We start from the raw sequence: 21,001 nt of genomic DNA, 5'->3' as shown, positions 1-21,001 counted from the left end.
TTCCACCCTAATATGGCACCATCATGATCACATCACACTAAGTGGAAACTGGACGCCCCCGGCGTTCCCAGCCGTGAGGAGACTATGGAAGGTCGCGTCATCTTAAAAAATCAGGATATGGTCGCCGTGCGTGTCATCGATGGGACGTATAGCGTTTTCCGCTTGAAATCGCCTGTCTCCGTCGAAATCGGTGACGTATTCCTGGGTCCGCTCTCCGCCCTGGGCTATCAACTCCTTCTGCATAGCGGAACCGACGCGATTGTTGAAGCTCACGTTAAACTCGCTGGCAGCCAGGTCGCCGCCAAAACCAAGCAATTGGTTGGCATGCGCCGCCGGAGCTAAGGGCTTTTCCGGGGCCTGTCATCTTTCGTTCATTGACGCAATGCATCCATGCAAAGGGCCCGGGATTTGTTCCCGAGCCCTTTTTCATGGATCTTTGTGAGGAAAAATTATCAACCCGGCTCAAGCGCCATCGACATGCGGGTGAAGCGTTTCCGCGGCTGCTGCAGGATCTCGACGGCCCGTCCCAGAACCCGACGGGCCTCTTCCGAAGCGGGATAACAGTCGGCGACACTCGCCGGCACCAGCAGGCCATCCGTATCCTGATCGTCCGTGGACGTCAGAAGTATCATGGGCAGCGATTGGAAAAGTTTCTCCAGATATTCAGCCAATTCAAGACCTGACAAGGGATGCATGTCGCCATGCACGATCGCGGCATCATACTCGCGAAAACGCCCGAGATACCCAATCTCGTGCATGGATGCAAAGTAATCCAGATGATGGCCCTCAAGGGCGGCCGCAGACATGTAATCGGCGGCGGTTGTCCGGTCGCCACCGACCAGCACGAACTTCCAGGGAGTCTCACTCGATCTCATGAACGTCTCCTCTGCGAATGGGGCTGGACGCACCCTGCCCTATATTGGAATGATCAGCTTAAAGTTTTAGGCAAGCCGCGTGGTCGTGTCCACGATAAAGGGCTGGAAATGAGGATAAGATAAGTTGTCGAATCCTACCGCTTGGTAGAGATTTTCGGTGGAATTCCCTAGTGGTGGGAAAGACCAGCTCAGTAGCTGGTCGTCTTAGCTTTGCGGGTCGATTTCAGTTTGGCGTCGAAATCATTCAAAAGCGTACGCTCAGCTTCCTGATTGCGCATGCGCAAAACCATGCCGATCCCATAGATGGAGTGGAGTTCGACATTGTCGCTGACTTCGCGCAAAGCGCGGCGCACTTCGAAAATCTTACGATCCAGGGCATTGTCACTGACGGCAAGGGAACCCCAGAGTTCACGCTTCAGGACGTCCTTCGGCACGATGGTGCCGTGCGCGCGAATGAGTTCCGCGAGCAGATCTATTTCCCGCGCGGAAAGAATGAGCTGGCTTTTACCGCCGCTGATGGTCTTGTGTTTCAAATCGACTTTCAGGTCACCGAATTTCAGAAGGTTCATGCGGTTTTTATCGTTCAGGTCTTCGATGCGAACCCTGAGTCGTGCGACCACCTCCGCTGGCGAGATCGGTTTCCGCACGAAATCGTCGGCCCCTGAAGCCAGAGCCTGGCTGATGCTCGCGTCCGATTCATCGCCGCTGATGACGATGATCGCCGTCGTCGGCCAAAGGGCCCTCAGACGTGGGACGATGTCCAGGCCGCATTCGCCTTTCAGATGAATATCCACAAAGGCACCAACCGGCGACATCTCACCGGCGCACTCCAGGAGCTGCTCACTTTGGGTAAAGGCAAAATTTTTCAGTCCCAAGGTTTCTTCAATGATTCTCGCCATGACCGGGTCATCATCGAGCGTCACAATATAGGGTATTTGTGAAAGATCCTTGAGTCGCGACAGCATGTGCTGCTGGTTTGCCATATAAAAAACCCTCATTCTTGCAATCACCTTTTCTGTTCTACAGGATTCCGATGCCGAGTTCCAACCCTTTCATCCTGACAAACCAGGCGCTTAACTCAGGATTTTCCTTTTCTTTGCAGGCCTTACCAAGACTGGGTTTCGTGGATCCGCATTAACTCCCATTAAGTCCTGGCCTAACGTGCCGATAGTATGATCGAAAAGACCTATTAACCGAAGGGACTTGGAATGGCCGAGGCCGATCTTGAAACCAAAGCCGCCGCAGGAGACACAGAAGCCCAGTGCTCCCTGGCTTTTCTCTATGAAATCGGCATAGAACGCGAGCAGGACTATCGCAAAGCTGCGCAGTATTGGCAGATGGCAGCCAAAGCCGGTCGCCAACTCGCTGTGGATAAACTTAAACTCCTGCTCGAAGAAGGCAAGATCGAAGCCTCATGGCTGGAGCCTGAAATCACCGAAAGCCCTGGTGCGCGCATAGCCCACGAATCACGCCCGGGGATGGAGCTGGGGCCCAAGATATTGATGGCTGACGATGAAGAAGAGTTGCGCACGATCGTAAGTGAGGTTCTGCATCAGGCAGGATATCGGGTGATTCAGGCCCTGAATGGGGAGGAGGCCGTGCAGAAGGTGCTGGCCAACCCGGACGTTCGCCTCATCATCACCGATTTGAAAATGCCAAAATTAAATGGGCTGCAATTTGTTAAAACCCTGCGCCGCATGCGTCTGGCGGAATCCTCCCGCATCGTGGTCATGACCGCTTATTCCCAGCCCGCGCTCATAGCCGAGGGCAAAAAACTGGCGATCGACTCCTGGCTTGTGAAGCCGGTTCAGCCGGAAACCCTTTTGGAAACGGTCAAACGCCTTTTGGAGAGGAAGAACCACGTTGCCTAACCGCTTTGAAGAAAAAACAATGCGCTGCCTCGCCATCTCGGCAAGTAGTTCCCAGCGTCAGTTGCTTTCTTCCGTGCTGAAGGAGCTTGGCTTCGGCAATGTCGTGGTGGTCAGTGATATCAAAACCTGCCTCGAAATGATGGAAGCCGAGGAAGTCGGCTGGATCATAGGCCCGCTTCAGGACGCCAATGACTGCTCGATTCTGCAGCTTTTGGAGGCCATCAACAAGCAGCCGGTGCTGCGTCATGTGAAGGTTTCGGTTTTGCGCGATGAGGATCAGGAGCTTTTACCCAAGGCCTTTGCCATGGGCGCCATGTCCTGCCACAAATTCGCCATGACTCGCGAAGCCTGCTATCCGGAATTGAAGAAGCTTCTGGAACGCCTCACGGTCCATGAATTTGATTTTATTAAAGTCGCCGCCAGCTATCTGCAGGAATACCTGCAGGAAGCCAGAGAATTCGGTGACCTGCGCTCGCTCTTCACAGGGCTCCTGCAGGTTTACCCCGGGCATCCGGATTACATGCTCTCACTGGCCCATGCTCTCCTTCAGATGGGCGAGCTCGATACCGGCCGCGTGATTCTTCATCAGGTGAAGCTCACAGGCCCTGACCGCAACGATCGCGTCCGGGCCCTTTGCCAGGAATTCTTCGAAAGCGACGAATTGCCCGACGAGCCTGAGGTGGTGCTGGCCGAACACTTTGGTTTTCGCACCTGTCTTGTCGTGGATCCGAACGAGGGGTCGCTGGAAGTCATGAAGCAGACCCTGCAAAACCTGGGTTTCGGCGAGGTGATCTGTCAAAGAGATCCGATTGCCGCACTGAAATGGTTGAGGCTCAATAAAAAGGTGGATCTCCTCATCTGCGAGTGGAAACTGCCGAATATCCCCGGTCCGGTCTTCCTTTATAAGCTAAGGAACCGACTGGGCCTGAATATCCCTTTGCTCGTCATCAATGAATCCATCGAAGAGCGTGAAATCCCGTTCCTGAGCGAACTCGGTGCCAGCCGCCTCCTGCAAAAACCCATCGATGAAAAACGCCTGAACGCGGACATCATCTGGGCTCTGCAGCAGCACACCAACCCCACCGACCCTCAGGTCATCAAACAAAAACTGGTCCTGGCTTCGAAGCGGCATGACCTGGCGGAAACCAAGAAACTGAAGGCCCTTTACTTCAACCTGCCGGCGCTCATGGATGCGGAAAAGCAGCTGATGGAAGCCCATATCGCCTTTGATTCGGGCTGCTTCCTGCATGCGAAAAAATATGCGCTGGAGGCCATGCGCCTGGGTGGAAGTTCCCGCGAGGCCATGGAGATCCTGGGCAAATCCCTGATGAAGCTGCGGGATTTCGATGCCGCGGTTCGCTGCCTCGCCAACGTCTCGTTCATTTCACCTTTGAATGTTTCCCATCTTTGCAGCCTTGCCGAATGTCACCTGGAGCAGGGCAACGACCAGGCCTTCGATCAGGTCATGAACAAGGCCCAGGCCATGGACGACGAGTCCACCGAAGTGCTTGAAACGGCCGCCAAGGGTGCGATCAAACAGGGGCATACGGATACCGCCAGAAAGCTTTTGAGCCGCCTGAAATCCTATAAGGAAGTGATGGCGTTCATGAACAACCGCGCGGTCTCGCTGATCCGGGTCGGGAACTTCCAGGAAGGCGTCGATCTCTATAAAAAAACGCTGGAATCCCTGCCCGAGAATCAGCAGGAGATGAAGGCTTTGATCCATTACAATTTGGGCCTCGGCCTCGCCCGTTCCAACCGTCTGGAGGACGCTCTGCAGGCCCTTTCCGAAGCCGAGCGCAGCCAGAACCAGCAGAGGATGAACAAGGCCAAAAGCCTGAAAACGCGGATCGTCGCGGCCATCAATTCCGGCGAGCCCATCGCGCTGAAATCCGAGCCGCAGATCAGCGAAAAGGCCGAGCAGGATCGGATGGACGAGATCAAGAAAATGGAGGCCAGCCTTGCGGCCGCCGAGAAAATCAGCCGCTCGGACTACTGCCTGATCAATATCTACCGGACCGCCCTGGGCGAAGACCGGGCGCAGGAATTCCTTTCGAAAAAGCTCAACTTCACACCGCGCGGCAAACTGGTCAAGGATTACCATCGCGGTCTTGTGCTCGAGGATTCCACCAAGGACGCGAGCTGAAAGACCCCGAAAAAGCGAATGCCCCTGGGGCTAAAGCACCAGAGGCAGTCCACGGATGGGTTCGTCCGGATCAGGCGACTTCGGACAGGAACGAGAAATAAAGCTCAGGATTATGGTCGCATTCCATCTGCTCGCCGCATTCGGAACACTTCATCTCAGGGCTTTCCATATACGATTCCAGACCGGCCTGGATGTCTTTGCCGACGACCAGGATCATGCTGTCTTCGTGTCCGCAGCTGGGGCACACGAACTGAGTTTCAAAGGATTCCACCACACCGTGGCGACCGATGAACTCGGGTATCATGGAAAACTGGGTAACGATCACGGATGAACAGTTGATGTAATGAATCTTCGATTGGTTCTTCACAATCGCTTTAATCCATTCCCGCACGCCGCAGCTGTTGATACGAGCCACGTCGCGCAAGTCGATCCAGACTTCCTCTTTGAACTTTGGCAACTCCTCGTCTATCGAGAAATTCTCGTCGATAGTCCCTGAGATCTTCAGGGTTCGGTCGTTGATCCATCGAAATTCACAGCGGCTCATGGTTTGGCTTTCCTCAAGCTAGACAACAGCTTCCCAATCTATCGGCCATCGATCCCGAACCTTTATGGAAAATGAACCGAAATCGGAGCAAAAATTCCATCCCTCTGAAATACTTGGAGGAAACCCGGCAGTCACCGGGCCTTTCCCTCACACACAGGTCAGCGTCGCCGTATCAAAGGTCTTGCCAACCGGGCATTCGCAGGAAGCCCCGTTCGTGGACTGCGAGGCTCCGACGACGCATTTGCAGGCGTTGATGCGGGGCAATTCCAGATAGGTCGAGATCGTCGTGTTGGTGGCGTCAAGGCCCGAACCCAGGCCCGGCTCCGTGATGCCCAGGCGGATATAACCCGACCAGCCCAGGCAGAAGTGCCCGGGATCGGTGGGATTCACAGCGCCGCTGCAGGGGCGTGAGCACTGCGGAACCGTGACAGTACCCATGACGGGATATCCATAATCACGGGACGGGTGATCCACGGCATTGAAGTTCAGTATGGCTTCCGTCTTCTCGCTGGCATTGCTGCGCTCAAGGTTGGACTGCTTGAAGAGCCTGCGGGTCGGCTCCAGATAATAATCTTCGGGTGGCGAAACGAAGTTGATCGCGGGAAAACGCGCATAGGCGAGATCCACATTCTGATCGAAGTTGATCTGCTCCAGCCAAAGCGACAATTTCGTGCCGCCTGGGAGCAGCGAACCGCAAAGGTCATGGGCATAGATCGCGAACTTCCAGGTCGACGAGTTGGAATACTGATTCAAAGCAGTCCAGAAATCCGAAGCGTTGAGGATGCCCTTCACCCCGAAGACGTTGTAGTTGCCCCATGGCAAGGCCGCAACGTCTTCTGTGAAGGTGTAGTCGCTGCTCTTGATCTGATAATGCTGCAGGGAATAGGGTGAAGGCCCCATGGAGATCGGCAGGACTTCGTACTTCCAATCGGTGGTGTCGGAATCCCGCTTGCCGTTCGGCGCTTCGTATTTTTCACCGATCAGAATGTCGATGCTGGGATTGAACGAGCGATCTTCATCGACATCAATGAAGGGCGTAGGGAGATCGATGAACCATTCGCCCCGGCGATCCAGTTTTCCGTCGTTGCCGGCATCATAGGTCAGCACATCTTCGGTATCATAAAAGCCGTTCTGGTTTCTGTCCCAGAAGCCATCGCCGCCTTCATCGTATTTTCCATTGCTGTTGGCGTCGTTATAATGCTCCTGACCGCGAGTGTAATAGACGAGCGTCGACCGCCAGTTCTTGGCGATTTCGGTATAATTCACGTTGGCCTTGCCATTGGCCTGGCCCCACTCCGCGATCTTCTGAGGATGGCAACGGGTCTGGGCCAGCGTCACATCATCGAAGGGATAGACCTGGTAGGGGTAGTTATCGACAAGGTGCAGGGCCTGAACCTTGAATTTGACGCTGCCTGTTTCGGGATCGATCACACCCCCATTTTCCAGGGTCACGCGCCCGGTTTCCATGGCCACCATCAGCGGATACTGCTTGATGGGCATCCCGTCCATGCGCGAGCCGACGTTGGCTGTGATGGGCAGTTCGTATTTACTGTTGGTGTTGAAGTAGGCGCGCAGGGTCCGGCCATTGTCTTCATCGAACATGAGGGACATATTGATCCAGTTGGTGAGCCCGCCGACGATGCGGACGACAGGGGCATGGGCTTCGTAGCGGCGGCTTTCCTCGTCCACAAAGTTTACAGCCACATCCAGACTGCCAAGGAAGACACCGGCGCAGACTGGAACCGCGGCTTCACCCGAACCATTGGTGAAGGTTTCATAGCTGAGGTATTTCTTATTGGTGAGGGGATCGATCGCCGTCTTCGCAGCATCGGCTTTTTTCGCGAATTTCGCGCCGGCGGGAAAATCGATCTGCGAGCGGAAAGCGACCTTCGTGCCTGTGACGGGTTTATTGGCCTTGGTCAGTTTGAAATAAACGCTCGTGCAGTCCTGGGGCCCGGAATCAATCAGGTTCAGATAGATCGCGTCCTTGTCCTCCAGACTTTCCGTGGGGCCCAAAAGGGGATCGGCATCGGTTCTTTCGTAACTCAGCTTATAGATCGGCTTTACGGTTACGCGAATGGTTTCCGAGTTGGTGATGATCCCACTCAGCTCGGCTGCGATCACAATGGAGCCTTCGCTTTCACCCGAACAGTATGTGCCCTCGACCACACCGGCACTGTTCGATTTGGTGGAAGCGGCCAGGACCTCGCCCAGATCTTTCATGCCCGCGGACAGGGTGCTTACGGTAAAGGCCACGGTTGCGCCTTCCAGCGGCTGCCCATCGGAGGTCACGTTCACCTTGAAGGGCAGACACACATTCTCGGCCGTGGACTGCACAAAGATGGTCGGCGTCACCGTAAAGGCTTCAAAGACGAGCTTGACCTTGTCACGCGCCACTCCATCGGGAAGGCTGGATTGGGTCGGTACCGTGGGGGTGCCTGTTCCAGGATTGGCGCCGGTGGATTCGCTCCGGCCTCCACCTGCGGAAGGGTTACAGGCGACAAGAATCAGTGAACTCACGACCATGAGTAATGATTTGAACATGGTTGGATCGCACTCCTAATCGGTGACTCTAACCCGATCGTAGGAGGCGCCCTCCAGCTTGAGTTTTTTGGTATTAATTTTAATTTACCCAAACCCCGCGCGGGCTTGGGCCATTCGGTCGATACGGATTAAAAGGACAGTTCCTCTTGCACTGCAAGGGTTTCCAGCCCGTCGTCCCCAACGCCGCGATCGAGCTTTCTATCCATTTCATACTTGGGATCCCAGGCGAAGCGGTGACCGGCTTCGTTCTGAACGATAGGCGCGCGGACGAGGTACTGACTTTTCCGCAGCTGATCGGCGAAACGTTTCACAAGGTCCCCTGCCCCGCTCAGACTGCCGGCTTCGTTCACGGCTTCGCGGAAAGGCTTCACGCCCTGCCAGCCCTTGGCATACCAAAGAAGGTGCTTGCGCATGCAGACCGCTGCGCCGGGCTGATCGCCGTATTCCTCCTGCTGCCAGGCGAGGTGCCGCAGCACGGTCGCTTCCCATTCATCAATACTGACCGTCTTATCGCTGGTCCGTATTTCCTTGAAGAGCCAGGGATTGCCCAAGGCCCCGCGGCTGATCATCACGCCATCGACACCCGTAACAGCTTTCATATGCGCGACATCTTCGTGTTGAAAGAGATTGCCGTTGCCAATGACGGGAACTTTCAAAGCCGCCTTGATCTGCCGAATGCCGTCCAGATTCACCGGCATTCCATAATCATCGGCGCGGGTGCGACCATGAACGGTCACCCACGCAGCCCCGCCGGCTTCCGCCGCCTGCGCGACTTCCATGCCATTGATGGATTGATGATCCCAGCCCAAACGAATCTTCGCCGATATGGGTTTATCTGTGGCGTTGCAGGCGGCCTTCACGGTTTGAAACACCCGCTCGGGATCGCGCAGGATCGCCGAGCCGCAGCCGGTCTTCACGACCTTTTTCACAGGACAGCCCATATTGATGTCGATCGTTTCAAAATTATGCTGGGCCAGGATTTCCACCGCACGGCCCATATCATCCGCAGATGCGGCTGTGATCTGCACGCCAAGTATGGACTCCGAGCTATGACGCTTTAGCATGTCATAGGTACGTCGGCTTTCGTAAAGCAGAGCGGTCGCCGAGATCATTTCAACGTAAGTCAGATCCGCACCTTGAGCGGCACAGCTTCGCCGAAAAGGATGATCCGAGACTCCAGCCAAAGGGGCCAGCAGCAGGGGATCCCGGGGCAGGCCCAAGGCTTCAAAAGGATTTAACTTATTCATAGGAGCCTCTTCCGACATGGTTTTCCATTCGAGCAGGATTTCATAGGGGAAAATGAGGAGATGGTCCAGCCTTTTTTGACTGCCCACATCAACAGTCCTCGGGCTGATGCTTCCAGACTTTTCATGCCGGGTTGCCTTCTGTATGATGGCCGCCTAAGCGGATTGGGCCATGATAACCCGTAGCGTTTGCCAAGGAAAAGGAAGCTGAAGATACCATGCTCGACATCAAATTCATTCGTGAAAATCCCGACAAAGTACGCAAGGCCATTCAAGATAAACGCATGGGTGTTGACCTCGATCGACTCCTGTCGATGGACGAACACCTGCGGAAAAAACAAGTCGAGATGGAGCAGCTTCAGGCCGACCGGAATCGCATCTCCAAAGCCATTGCCAGCGCGACGCCTGCCGAGCGTGATGGTCTGAAGGCCCAGGTGGCCGGTATCAAACCCCGCCTGGAAACCCTGGAAAATGAAGTGCGCGAGCTGAGCGGGGAATTCGAACAGCTGATGCTGCTCGTGCCGGCCCCGGCCCGTGACGATGTTCCACTGGGCAAGGACGATACGGAAAACGTCGAAGTGAAACGCTGGGGCGAGGTTCCCAAATTCGATTTCAAAACCAAAGACCATGTCGAGATCGGTGAGGCGCTCGATCTTTTCGATGTGGAACGCGGCGTGAAACTCGCCGGCAGCCGTTCCTACGTTCTGCGGGGACTCGGCGCGCAGCTTGAAGCCGCGATTCTGCGCCTGACCGTCGATCATTTAAACAAGAAGGGTTATACCCAGCTCGCCGTGCCTGTCCTGGTCAAGGAAGAGGCCATGGTCGGCACCGGATACTTCCCGGTGGGTCGTGAGCAGGCCTACCTGGTCGAGCGCGATGAGATGGTGCTCGTCGGCACGGCCGAGGTTTCGTTGACCTCGTATCATTCGGGCGAAATTTTGAAAGACGAGCAGCTGCCGCTTCGTTATTTCGCGCAGAGCACCTGCTTCCGTCGCGAAGCCGGAACCTATGGTAAAGACGCGCGCGGCCTTTATCGCGTGCATCAGTTCCAAAAAGTCGAGCAGGTGGTCATCGGTCATGCGGATACTGCGGAATCGGATCAGCTGCATAGCGAGATCCTGGGTAATGCCGAAGCCATCCTGCAGTCTTTGGAACTTCCCTATCGCGTGGTCTACGTCTGTACGGGCGACCTGGGTCAGGGCCAGGTGCGGAAGCACGACATCGAAACCTGGATGCCCTCGCGCAATGCCTATGGCGAAACCCATAGCTGTTCGACTTTCTACGACTTCCAGGCTCGCCGATTGAAGCTGCGCTACAAGGATAAGAACGGCCAGAATCTTCATGCCTACACCTTGAATAACACCGCGATCGCGACCCCGCGCGTTCTGATCCCCTTCCTGGAAAATCACCAAACAGCGGATGGAAAGGTACGCATTCCAAAGGCTTTGCAGCCGTATCTCGGCGGCCGGACCACCCTCGGCTGAGGTTTTCTGAAAAGCGGCCGATAATCGACTCAGGATGTCTTCATAAAGAATGAGTCGATGAGCCCTTTTCAAAGCCAGCTGCTGCTCATCGTGATGAGCCTTGGTCTGAGTGGCCCCGCCTATGCTGATGCTGGCGGGACGTCCCCCCTTTGGCCCTGGCTCAGTCTTGCCCTCGCTTTGCTGCTCGGCGCCACGATATTCTTTTGCTTTTGGCTGCAAAAACAAATCACGAAGCTGCAGCGTCAGGTTCTGGCGAAGGCCGCGGAAACCGAAGCGGCGCAAAAGCACCTGGACGAAGCCCTTGCCGAGGACCGTTTCCGCACCACCTTTTTTCACAGCAGTTCCCATGAGTTACGGACTCCGCTGAACGGCATCATCGGCTTTCTGCAGCTGATGTTCCAGGGTCAATACGGGCCCTTGCCTGCGAGCGGACGCACCCAGATCAGTAAATGCATCATGCTCGCCGAATCCTTGAAGCATCAGATCACCACCATCCTCGACCTTGCGGACGGTCGCCGCGGCAAGCTTCAGCTGCAGAATTCCCGGATTCATCTGAACCAGCTCGTGCTCGAAGTCGAAACCATGGCCGAAGGCCTGCGCCTTCGCTATCCGGATTGTCATTTTGAAATCAGAAAACTCTGGATGAATGACGACGGTATTTTCATTCACGATAACGCCAGGCTTTTGATGATACTCAGAAACCTGATCGGCAATGCCTTCAAGTTCGGCAAGGCGCAGGAGCGCAATCACGTCGTGCTCGCCATCAGTAAACGCGGCCGCGCATTAACGCTGGAAGTCAGTGATCAGGGCGTCGGCCTCGGTTCCGAACAGATCAGCCGCATTTTCGATGATCAGGCTTTTTTAAGCGATGCGAGCAGTCTTGGGCTTCCCATGGTGCGCATGCTGCTGCGGCTGATGCAGGGTGAAATGAAGATCAGTTCCGAACCTGGGGTCGGCAGTAAATTCACCGTGGTGATTCCCGAGCAAAGCGAAGTGCACCTCGAAAGCACCGCCCGTGAGTATCTGCCGCTGACCGGACCCGCTGATCCTGAGGACAGAAGTTTCACGCCCGTTCAGGAGGATCCGCCCAGCCATAATCTGATGAAGATGGATGGCTATGCCGCGCATATCCTCGTGGTCGATGACAATGAAATCAACTGCGAGATCATTCAGGAGATCCTGATGCCTCAGGGCTATCGCGTAAGCCTCGCCTACGGCGGACGCGAGGCCTTGACCCGCATGCGTTCCGATCGACCGGACCTCGTTCTGCTCGATCTGGCGATGCCGGAATTTTCCGGTGAGCAGGTGATGCAGGAAAAACAGCTCGACAGCAGCCTTGCCGATATTCCGGTGATATTGATCACGGCCCGCGCGTCCGAACAGGATCGCATCCATGGCCTTGACCTCGGCGCCGATGATTATCTGACCAAACCCATCATCCAGCAGGAACTCGTTCTGCGCGTCAGAAACCTTTTGAGCCGTCAGCGTTTGACCAAGCGCATCGCCCTTATGGAAGAACGCGAGAAGCTCGCGCAGCTCGGGGAATTGATCACCGATTTAAGCCGGGAAATACGTGCGATCTGGGCCGAGCGCAATGGCACCGATGCCGGACGCATCCTTTGTCAGGAGGCGCTGGCAGCCCTGCCGGATGCCGAGCGCTTGGGACCGCATTGGGCCGAGGTCTTTTTAAGTGGGCAGGACAGTGCTGAAGACGTTGACCTCGACGCTTTGCCGCTGCCTAAAACCGATGGGGAAAGCCTGGCGCTTTTAAGGAGCTTCCGTCTTCTGCTGGCTCCCGCGCTTTTATCCGCAGACGAGAAAAGCCGGATCTGGAAAGGACTCCAGGATCTCGCCCGGCCGCAGCTTGTGCTTTTTTCCCGCGTCACCGCTCTGGCGACCACGCACATGCACCTGATGGAACAGTCGCAGAAATCACGCCTTTTGATGGACGGAATACTCGAATTCCAGCAGCGCCTCGGGCCGCAGAAACTCTGCCGCCTCGACCAGACCCTGGCCAAGACCGCGAATCTTCTGGGTCCGCGGCTGCGTCTGGCCGGCGTCCGACTCACCATGGATCTGCCGCCGGAAAACCTGATGATTCATCCTGCGGACCTTATGCAGGTCGGCATCAGTTTGATCACCATGCTCTGCCAAAGGCTTGAGATGCTTTTGGATCAGGATAAGTGGCTGAATATAACAGCCGAGGTGCTGGAGGACCTGCTTCTGATTCGACTGACCTGCGGCGGGCCGAAGCTGACCGAAGCCCAGGCTCTGCGGCTCTTCGATCCGGTCGCCGAGGGATCGGAAGGTCATGGGCACAGCGGCCTGCATGTGGCGCGAAGAATTGTTCTGCGGACGCCGGGTCGATTGGATTTTAATCTATCGGGAACCGCCACCTGCTTTGAGCTTGAATTGCCTAAGGCTTTGCCGGGAATTTATTGAAATGCAAGGCGAATGCGAAAACGAAATCTACCCTAAGGTAAGCATGCGGCAAAAGATGCCGCTCAACTCCGCCCGAGTGGGGCCGATAGGCTGAGTGGAGATGGGAGTTTCATGAGCTTGATAGAGAACAAAAAAATTGCTCCGGGGCTTTACTGGGTGTCGGTTCCCAGCAGGAAGGTCTTCCTTCAGGCGGGCTGTCCGGCCGATAGCGTCAAGCACCTGATCAAGCACGGCGTGATTCGCAACCAGGCGGGTAGCGGGGCGCTGCATGAAACAGGTCCGAACTGCCTGCTCCTCTCGGACCTTGGCATCCAGAATGGACAGTTTGCCAACCTTGCTGAATTCACCATGCTGCAGATGTTCTATCGTCAGGGCATGCTGATCCCGAATCATCCAGGCTATTCCAAAGACAAGCCGATCATGATCGGCAACTCCGAGCAGATCAAAGCCCAGCTCGATTATGTCTTCCGCGGCAACTATGGACTCATCGACGAGAATGAACTCATCGAAGCCGGAATGCCGAAGGAACAGGCGCAGGAAATGATGCGTCTGAAGCTGAAGTTCGCCTTTGGCAGGATTCAGGCGACGCATGATCTGATCGACTGCCGGCAGCTGGGTGATGACGTCCTTGATCTGAACGGCGTTCTGATCAAACGAACCGGCATCAATAAATTCCGCATCAGCGTGGATCAGGAATTCATCGACATCGATCTGAATCTGGCGGCGCATGAAGCCTACCAGCCGACTTATAAATTGAATTTCCAGCGCTTCGCACCGGAGTTCTTCTCGGTGATCCACAGCGGTGAAGGCGACGGCTGGGACATCCATCGACCGGCGATGGCCAGTATCATCTGCTATGGCCCTGACGTGTACCTGATCGATGCCGGACCGCACATCACGCATACGCTCCGCGCTCTGGGGCTCAGCTTGAATTCCATCCGCGGGATTTTCCAAACCCACGGACACGATGATCACTTCGCGGGTCTGACCGAACTGATGCTGGGCGATCGGAAGCTTGAATACTATTCGACCAGCGTCGTGCGTCACTCGGTGAACAAGAAGATGCAGGCTCTGCTTTCGGTTAAATTCCCGGTTCTGGAGCGGTTTTTCACCATCCACGATCTGGCGCCCGAGGAATGGAATAACATCGACGGTCTGGAAGTCCAGCCCAGCTATTCTCCGCATCCTGTGGAGACCAATACTTTCCAGTTCCGCACGGTGACGGAAAACGGTCATCGCACCTATCATCACCTCGCGGATATCTGCTCGTTCTCCGTCCTTCAGCGGATGATAGAACCGGATCAGCAGAAGCCGGGCATCTCGCTGCAGTACTTCCAGAAGATCAAGGATCTTTATCTGCAGCCGGCCGACCTGAAGAAGATCGACATCGGTGGCGGGATGATCCACGGTCATGCCGAGGACTTCCAGGGCGACCGCAGCAAGAAAATCATTCTGGCCCATACCGCCGACGAACTGAGCCCCAGTCAACTCTCGATCGGAACCCGGGCTCTTTTTGGCCAAATAGATCACCTTGTGAAGAGCCACATTGATAACCGTCATGAAGTAGCGGCGCGTTCGCTGCATCACTACTTCCCCACGGTGCCTTTCAGCTCGTTCTATGAACTTTTGAATCAACCTATTGAATCTTTGGAACCAGGCTCCGCCCTTGTTCGCCAGGCCGGGCATGCGCAGGATATTTTCCTGGTGCTGAGCGGTATCGTGGCGGCTCCCAAGAGCGAAGTGCCCTTTGGCCTGGAATATGTCGCAGGCTATCTCGTCGGTGATGATCCCGACTGTCCTTTGCATCAGCTGATTTCCAAGAGCTTCGCGGAAATCCTGCGCATACCGCGCCGGATCTTCGATTCGTTCCTGGAACGCTATAATCTGAAGGAAAGCTTCAGCAAGAACATCAGCCGTCGCCGCATGCTCCAGAGCAGCGATCTCTTCCAGTCGATCAAGTGGTCGCCGCTGCTGAACAAGATCGCGAAATCGGTCTATGAAATCCAGATCAAAGACCAGCAGATCATCTCGCACTTCACAGGTCACTTCGTCTTTATCCTGGAAAGCGGTCACCTCTCGCTCTTCCGTGAAGGCTATGCCGAGGAATTGAGACCGGGCCAGTTCTGCTATGAAGACAACGTCATCACCGATCACGCCCCACTGGAACTGCAGCTCAAAGCGCTGGAGAACAGCCGTGGCTACCTGATTCCGCATGTGGTGCTCAAGGATATTCCGGCGGTGGAATGGAAACTCCTGGAAACCTACAAGCGCCGGTCCCAGGCCATTCAGAAGGCGCCCGTTCTTCATAAGAATGCGTCGTAAACTGGCCTGCGTCTTACACCAGCCCCGTCTTCTCAAAAATGAGCATTAAACAATTTAATTTTACGCTATATATTGTCGGAACACGTAAACTCTCAGGAGAGTTCCATGACAATCAAAGCGTATGCCGCTATTCAAGCAAAATCCCCTCTGGTTCCCTATACTTACCAGGAAAAGCCGCTCGGACCCCATGACGTTCGCGTCAAGATCAGCCACTGCGGAGTATGTCACAGCGACGTTCACCTCGTTGATAATGACTGGGGCTTCTCCAGCTATCCGCTCGTAGCCGGTCATGAAGTTATCGGCACCGTCGAGGCTCTGGGATCGTCTGTCACCCATCTGAAGGCCGGCCAGCGCGTGGGTATTGGCTGGGCGAGTGGCGCGTGCATGGAATGTGAATTCTGCATGCGTGGGGACGACAATCTTTGCGTACGAGCCCAGGCGACCGCCGTGGGTCGCGAGGGTGGTTTTGGTGAAGCGCTGACTGTGGACAGTCGTTTTGCGTTCCCCATTCCCGATCAGATCACATCAGAAAATGCGGCGCCCCTTCTTTGCGGCGGCATTACCGTTTATGCGCCGCTGCGCGTTTATGGAGTGACACCGAGCATGAAAGTCGGAGTCATCGGCATCGGCGGACTCGGTCACCTCGCCCTTCAGTTTGCCCGGGCCTGGGGTTGTGAAGTGACAGCGTTTTCGTCGTCCGCGGACAAAGCCGAGGAAGCACGCGCATTCGGAGCCCATCACTTCGTGAGTTCCGTTGACCAGGCGGCCATGGAAAGTCAGAAAAATTCCCTCGACTTCATCATCTCGACAGTGCATGCCGACCTCGATTGGAATGCCTATCTGAATCTTCTAAGGCCTGATGGCAAGCTCTGTTTCGTCGGCGTTCCCCAATCGCAGGTTCAGATCGGAGCCTTCGGGCTGATCGCCGGTCGTCGCTCCATCTGTGGCAACCCCACAGGCTCGCGCCATCAGATTCACGAGATGCTGGCGTTCGCCGCACGGCATGGAATCGAAGCGAAAACTGAAGTCATGCCGATGTCGGAAATCAATGCGGCGCTCGATCGCGTCCGTTCCAACAAGGCCCGCTATCGCATGGTGCTCAAGGCCTGACCGGCGAGCCAGTTAACAATTTTTTCCCTGGGAAAGTGTTAACTGGCCGCTCATTCAATGCTGTTCGAGGACGCTTCCCCAAAAAAATTTTCAAGCGATTGGCTCATCCGCCAATCGTTTTTCAACACTCCATTAAAGCCTTGCGATTCAAGATCTTCCCCGACTTTCTCATAGCATTTTAACGAGTTAACCGGCTGGCCAGAAGCTCATCCAGAGTGATTTTCCGCATTCTCGTGCTTGATTCGTCCCGAAAAAAGCATAAATTGGAGATGTCAGCGGATGATGCTGATGCAATAAAAAGACGACGAGGTCGTCTGGTCCTCGGAAGCAGAAAGCGGATTCAATAATGCGCGGCTTCAGGAAAGAAAAGACCAGCGCAGTTTAAATAAAGGAAGAGACATTATGAAAACCATCCAACACACACCCGAACAGCACAACATTATGGAAGTCATGTCGGAGAGCGTAATGGCGACATTGATCATCGGGTTGTCTGTAGCTGCCACGCTGGTCGCCATCATGATGGTCGTTGGTGCCTGAATCTTCGGAACTCTCACGTTCCTGTAACTTTATAGAAGCATCTTCAAAGCCGGTTCCTTGGAACCGGCTTTCTTTTACTCCATCACAACTTATTTCACTGCAGGAACGGGAACCGGCGCCTTCGCAAGGTAAGCCCGCGCGAGTTCTTTTTGCCGATGATTGAGGTCCATATCCTTTCCAGCGATCCAGACTTTCTGCACCGTGGTCTGGGGCTCGAAGGGATCGCCCGACCAAAGCACAAGATCAGCGCGCTTGCCGACTTCCACGCTGCCACGATCCTTCAATCCAAAAACCCGAGCCGGTACGCTGCTGATCGCGGCGATCGCCGACGCGTAAGGCAGAGAATACGCGACCGCACGGGCCGCCTCCTGCCTTAAACGTCCGGCCCTGACATCATCAGTGCTGATGATGACGTCAACGCCTGCATTCATCAGAAGCGTCGCCTGATCGTCCCGCACACGCAAAGCATCGAGGGTGCGCGGCATCTCTTTCGAGGGGGTCACGATCACAGGGATTTTCGCGGCGGCGAGTTCCTTGGCGGCCAGCCATGCCTCCCCTGCTCCGCTCAAAATAAGCTGAAGGGGGAAGCCCTGCGCGGCCATTTCCTTTTTCCATTGAATCGCGGTCAGGACATCAGCGAGTCGATGCACGGTCAGAACCAAGGGCACGCGCCCCTGCATCACTTCATAAAGCGCTTCCAGATGAAGAGGCTTCAGACTGAGTTCACGCGAATGCGCAGCCTTCAGACCGCCTTCCTGTTTATAATAACGGGCATCATCAAAAGCCTCCCGCAGCTTGAGCCAGGTCTGCCCGCGATTTTTTCCGCCCATCAAAGAGCCGAACATGATAGGTCCTGCTGGAGTCACCGTAGCGTCGGCACGGGTGGAAAGATCCAGAGCGCGCCCCTGCCCGGAAAGTATGCCGCCGCTGGGCTTTGCAATGATCGTCGTCACGCCCTGCTCGCGGGCGATCGGCATACGCAGGGAAAAGGGGTCCCAGCCATCCATGGCGCGAAAGCCGGGATTCAATCCGTCGCCTGAATTATGATCCTGCCCGTCGTCTTCCAGTTCCACCACCAAAGCGCCCATTGAAGTCTGCGCTTCGATAAGTCCAGGTGTGACCGTACGTCCCTGAGCGTCGAGTCGCGGCAGGCTCAAGGGGGCATTGCGGGCTCCGATGGCTTGAATCACGCCTTTGTCCACCCAGATGCTGGCATCAGTCCGACGTTCCCCGCTGCCGGTTTCAAGGGTCGCGTGTTCAATGACGAAGCTATCCTGAAGGCGGGGTTCAGCAGGCACAGGGGGCTGGGCTTTGGCATCGGGAATGCCGGCACCGGGCAGAGCCGTGTCCTGAGTCCCACGATCACCGAGTCCGAAGTCGCGAATACCGCGCTCCAGGTCACCAAGGGGAAATGTTTGAGGCGCGCGATCAAAGAGCAGTTCGCCCCCCACAAAAACCTTATCAGGCTTGGCATAAGCCGAGAAAGGATGACGATCCCAAAGAACCAGATCCGCCATCTTCCCTTCCTCGATGGTGCCGACTTTCTTATCAATGCCCAGAACGATCGCCGGATTGCGCGTGATCCACTGCAGGATATCGTCATCACTCATTTCAAGGCCGAATTCACGCGCCGCGCTTTGCGCTTTCGCCGCTTCCAGATTCAGATAACGGATCTCGTCCTCGGAATCGGAATGAATGGTCGGCATGCCGCCGGCGGCCTGCAGCATCGGAGCATTCAAAGGAATGCCGTCAAAGGCCTCCATTTTAAAACCCCACCAGTCGGCCCAGGTGGCAATCGCCACTTTTTCCGCAACCAGTCGATCGCGAATTTTATAAGCTTCCAGCGCGTGATGAAAGGCGCTGATGTGAAAACCATAGGTCTTCGCCAGATCGAGCATGATCGACATTTCATCAGCGCGGTAGCAGTGGATGTGCACGCGAATCTCGCCATCCAGAATTTTGGCGATGGTATCCAGCGCATGATCACGCTTCGGCGCCATGGGACGTTCCCCGTCGCCGCTCTTATTCCAGCGTTCCATCGCGTGCTCATGATTGAGCCAGCTTTGACGATATTCCCAGCCTTCCTGAAAAAGACGGCGATAGCCTGCGACATTCCCCATGCGCGTGGATGGACCGCTTTTGTCACCATAGGTGCGCTTGGGATTTTCTCCGCAGGCCATCTTGATTCCCTGCGGGGCATCGGGAAAACGCATGGCCGCGACCGACGTCGCCGGCTTCATATGCAGCGTGACCGTACGTCCCCCAATAAGATTCGCCGAACCTGGCAGAACGTGAATGGTGGTGACACCGGACGCCAGCGCCCGCCAGATCGAAGGATCCTGCGGCCAGAAGCTATGCTCGGCCCAGACATCCGGTGTGGTGGGCGCGGTCGCTTCGTTGCCATCCTGATGAGCCTTGGCCCCGGGCAAAGGATAAACACCGATGTGCGAATGCATATCAATAATCCCAGGGGTCAAAACTTTGCCGCGACCATCGAGTCTTTGGCCGTCCTTGAACTCCTGGATGGGAATGGTGCCCGCGCCCACTTTCTGAATCTGGCCGGCTTCAATCAGGACATAACCTTCAGGGATTGTCTTTCCCGCCGCTGTCATGATTTTTACGTTTTCAATCAGAACCCGGGGCAGGTTTTGAACATCGGTATTGGCCACAGGATAAAGAGGCTCAGCGACCTTGGACCAGACGTCCGGCGAATCTGTCGCTGGGTGCTTATTCTTTTTCCAATGGCAGGCAGGCAGCAATGCGAGAAGACCAAGAAGACCAAGCTTTCGGAACAGAGTACGCGGCATAGGCGGCATCCATGGCAAGGGAAGTTTGATTCCCTCTTATCCAATCGGCAGCCGCCCTTGTCAAGGTTGTAAGGCTGTGACCATGGGTTCGCTGACATTCAGAATCTCGTCCACAGGCACGGGACCTTCATGACTCACAAGACTGCTGAGCGAAGAATCAGCCATGACTTCACGCATGGAAACGAGTTTGCCATCAAGCATGCCCCAGGCCCCGACCAGCCGCAGACCATGACTGTAATCCACATAGCGTTCGCCGTGCCAGGTGGAAAGCGGCTGAATGTTTTCCCCGGCGCGAATATTCTGCCAGCCATAGATCGCGATCTTTTTTCCCTGATGCCTCAGGCGTGGCGAGAGCACGATATCTTTTTTATGCCCAGCGGCGAGTCGCGAGAAATCCAGATCGAGCATGCGCTGCGAGCGGATCAGATCATTGTGCGCTTCCAGCCAGGCGACGCTCACCATTTCCGTTGCGGGTTTGAAGATGCGTGGCCATAAAACGCATTCGGCCTGATGAAAGATAGCGTCCACCATCTTCGGCGTGGGAATGACGAAGCCCCAGCTATTCAGGATTTTGCGGGCGCTCACGAAACTGAGTGGGATGATGACGGCATCCTCGTTATTGCCGATCGAAACATAATCCGGCGTGACCCAGAAGGTCAGCGTGTGGCCTTTTTCCTGGATGGTGATAGGCTTCAATGCCCGCATATAATCAGGAAAGTAGCCACGGTAAAGAGCATCCAGCACAGCTTCTTCACGTTTGGGAATCGGTGCATCGCGGTATTCGGCGAGCAGGGCCTTGCCACCCGGTATGGGGGAGGACGGTTTTTCGGGCATTTTGCTGGTCAGAAACGCCGACATGCCTTCGCCCAAACCATCTCGAGCCCAGGCCGGGGTAGCGGCCCAAAGGGCGACGCTGACCAGCAGCCTGGTCACAGTATGACCGAAAAGAATATTCATCAGGCAGACTCCGAGCAAAAGCTTTCATACCTCCTCGGAAGGCCCGGCCCGGGACTTGAGAAAAACCTCATTTTATTTATAGGTTTTGGTAAGTTACAGCGCTTTCGATCTATGCAAA

At 55.5% G+C, this 21,001-nt stretch carries 15 protein-coding genes; 8 read left to right on the top strand and 7 right to left on the bottom strand.

The annotated features are described in order from the left end of the window. Positions 1 to 84 precede the first annotated feature (84 nt). Entirely contained in the window at positions 85 to 342 is a 258-nt protein-coding gene (locus tag VFO10_RS08070; RefSeq protein ID WP_325138858.1) for a hypothetical protein, read from the top strand. A gap of 110 nt (positions 343 to 452) precedes the next feature. Here VFO10_RS08070 and VFO10_RS08065 read toward each other — a convergent pair whose 3' ends face one another. Beyond that, a complete protein-coding gene (locus VFO10_RS08065) occupies positions 453 to 875 on the bottom strand; it encodes a response regulator (protein WP_325138856.1) in 423 nt (140 codons plus the stop codon). A 188-nt stretch (positions 876 to 1,063) separates the two neighbouring features. Continuing rightward, a complete protein-coding gene (locus tag VFO10_RS08060) occupies positions 1,064 to 1,858 on the bottom strand; it encodes a response regulator transcription factor (RefSeq protein WP_325138854.1) in 795 nt (264 codons plus the stop codon). Positions 1,859 to 2,083: 225 nt separating this feature from the next. Here VFO10_RS08060 and VFO10_RS08055 point away from each other — a divergent pair, with 225 nt between their 5' ends. Continuing rightward, entirely contained in the window at positions 2,084 to 2,746 is a 663-nt protein-coding gene (locus tag VFO10_RS08055) for a response regulator (RefSeq protein WP_325138852.1), read from the top strand. A 19-nt stretch (positions 2,747 to 2,765) separates the two neighbouring features. Next, positions 2,766 to 4,892: a response regulator gene (locus VFO10_RS08050; RefSeq protein ID WP_325138850.1), complete on the top strand. Its 2,127-nt coding sequence runs from the start codon at positions 2,766 to 2,768 to the stop codon at positions 4,890 to 4,892. Between the two features lie 70 nt (positions 4,893 to 4,962). On the opposite strand, the gene VFO10_RS08045 is transcribed toward VFO10_RS08050, so the two are convergent. The 3 genes from VFO10_RS08045 to dusB form a co-directional block, all read right to left on the bottom strand. Continuing rightward, a complete protein-coding gene (locus tag VFO10_RS08045) occupies positions 4,963 to 5,436 on the bottom strand; it encodes a hypothetical protein (RefSeq protein ID WP_325138848.1) in 474 nt (157 codons plus the stop codon). A 147-nt stretch (positions 5,437 to 5,583) separates the two neighbouring features. Further along, positions 5,584 to 7,980: a hypothetical protein gene (locus VFO10_RS08040; protein WP_325138846.1), complete on the bottom strand. Its 2,397-nt coding sequence runs from the start codon at positions 7,978 to 7,980 to the stop codon at positions 5,584 to 5,586. A 128-nt stretch (positions 7,981 to 8,108) separates the two neighbouring features. Continuing rightward, a complete protein-coding gene (dusB, locus tag VFO10_RS08035) occupies positions 8,109 to 9,227 on the bottom strand; it encodes a tRNA dihydrouridine synthase DusB (protein WP_325138844.1) in 1,119 nt (372 codons plus the stop codon). A 215-nt stretch (positions 9,228 to 9,442) separates the two neighbouring features. Here dusB and serS point away from each other — a divergent pair, with 215 nt between their 5' ends. The 5 genes from serS (at position 9,443) to VFO10_RS08010 (ending at position 17,119) form a co-directional block, all read left to right on the top strand. Next, complete coding sequence (serS, locus tag VFO10_RS08030; protein WP_325138841.1) at positions 9,443 to 10,708, top strand: serine--tRNA ligase; 1,266 nt, start codon at positions 9,443 to 9,445, stop codon at positions 10,706 to 10,708. Between the two features lie 57 nt (positions 10,709 to 10,765). Then, positions 10,766 to 13,150 carry a response regulator gene (locus VFO10_RS08025; RefSeq protein WP_325138839.1) on the top strand — a complete coding sequence of 795 codons (2,385 nt, stop codon included), beginning with the start codon at positions 10,766 to 10,768 and terminating at the stop codon, positions 13,148 to 13,150. A gap of 111 nt (positions 13,151 to 13,261) precedes the next feature. Then, on the top strand, positions 13,262 to 15,472 hold the full coding sequence (locus VFO10_RS08020; protein WP_325138837.1) for an MBL fold metallo-hydrolase: 2,211 nt from the start codon (positions 13,262 to 13,264) through the stop codon (positions 15,470 to 15,472). Positions 15,473 to 15,577: 105 nt separating this feature from the next. Beyond that, complete coding sequence (locus VFO10_RS08015; RefSeq protein WP_325138834.1) at positions 15,578 to 16,582, top strand: NAD(P)-dependent alcohol dehydrogenase; 1,005 nt, start codon at positions 15,578 to 15,580, stop codon at positions 16,580 to 16,582. A gap of 402 nt (positions 16,583 to 16,984) precedes the next feature. Beyond that, the gene (locus VFO10_RS08010) at positions 16,985 to 17,119 is read left to right on the top strand and encodes a hypothetical protein (RefSeq protein ID WP_325138832.1); all 135 of its coding nucleotides are present in this window, start codon (positions 16,985 to 16,987) and stop codon (positions 17,117 to 17,119) included. 89 nt (positions 17,120 to 17,208) lie between these two features. Here the strand turns inward: VFO10_RS08010 and VFO10_RS08005 are convergent, their stop codons facing one another. Both VFO10_RS08005 and VFO10_RS08000 read right to left on the bottom strand, forming a co-directional pair. Continuing rightward, a complete protein-coding gene (locus tag VFO10_RS08005; protein WP_325138830.1) occupies positions 17,209 to 19,926 on the bottom strand; it encodes an amidohydrolase family protein in 2,718 nt (905 codons plus the stop codon). Positions 19,927 to 19,986: 60 nt separating this feature from the next. Then, a complete protein-coding gene (locus VFO10_RS08000; RefSeq protein ID WP_325138829.1) occupies positions 19,987 to 20,883 on the bottom strand; it encodes a hypothetical protein in 897 nt (298 codons plus the stop codon). Positions 20,884 to 21,001: the final 118 nt, after the last annotated feature.

The sequence above is a fragment of the Oligoflexus sp. genome (assembly GCF_035712445.1).
Lineage (GTDB): Bacteria > Bdellovibrionota_B > Oligoflexia > Oligoflexales > Oligoflexaceae > Oligoflexus.
The sequence above is the reverse complement of the archived record's forward strand: the minus strand, read 5'-3'. Positions and strand labels throughout refer to the sequence as shown.

Bases quoted from the DNA above. Each gene is read 5' to 3' on its own strand.
- VFO10_RS08040 (WP_325138846.1), bottom strand. From the start codon at position 7,980: ATGTTCAAATCATTACTCATGGTCGTGAGTTCACTGATTCTTGTCGCC.
- VFO10_RS08070 (WP_325138858.1), top strand. From the start codon at position 85: ATGGAAGGTCGCGTCATCTTAAAAAATCAGGATATGGTCGCCGTGCGT.
- VFO10_RS08020 (WP_325138837.1), top strand. From the start codon at position 13,262: ATGAGCTTGATAGAGAACAAAAAAATTGCTCCGGGGCTTTACTGGGTG.
- VFO10_RS08065 (WP_325138856.1), bottom strand. From the start codon at position 875: ATGAGATCGAGTGAGACTCCCTGGAAGTTCGTGCTGGTCGGTGGCGAC.
- VFO10_RS08015 (WP_325138834.1), top strand. From the start codon at position 15,578: ATGACAATCAAAGCGTATGCCGCTATTCAAGCAAAATCCCCTCTGGTT.
- VFO10_RS08045 (WP_325138848.1), bottom strand. From the start codon at position 5,436: ATGAGCCGCTGTGAATTTCGATGGATCAACGACCGAACCCTGAAGATC.
- VFO10_RS08025 (WP_325138839.1), top strand. From the start codon at position 10,766: ATGAGCCCTTTTCAAAGCCAGCTGCTGCTCATCGTGATGAGCCTTGGT.
- VFO10_RS08000 (WP_325138829.1), bottom strand. From the start codon at position 20,883: ATGAATATTCTTTTCGGTCATACTGTGACCAGGCTGCTGGTCAGCGTC.
- VFO10_RS08050 (WP_325138850.1), top strand. From the start codon at position 2,766: ATGCGCTGCCTCGCCATCTCGGCAAGTAGTTCCCAGCGTCAGTTGCTT.
- VFO10_RS08055 (WP_325138852.1), top strand. From the start codon at position 2,084: ATGGCCGAGGCCGATCTTGAAACCAAAGCCGCCGCAGGAGACACAGAA.
- VFO10_RS08010 (WP_325138832.1), top strand. From the start codon at position 16,985: ATGAAAACCATCCAACACACACCCGAACAGCACAACATTATGGAAGTC.
- serS (WP_325138841.1), top strand. From the start codon at position 9,443: ATGCTCGACATCAAATTCATTCGTGAAAATCCCGACAAAGTACGCAAG.
- VFO10_RS08005 (WP_325138830.1), bottom strand. From the start codon at position 19,926: ATGCCGCGTACTCTGTTCCGAAAGCTTGGTCTTCTTGGTCTTCTCGCA.
- VFO10_RS08060 (WP_325138854.1), bottom strand. From the start codon at position 1,858: ATGGCAAACCAGCAGCACATGCTGTCGCGACTCAAGGATCTTTCACAA.
- dusB (WP_325138844.1), bottom strand. From the start codon at position 9,227: ATGAATAAGTTAAATCCTTTTGAAGCCTTGGGCCTGCCCCGGGATCCC.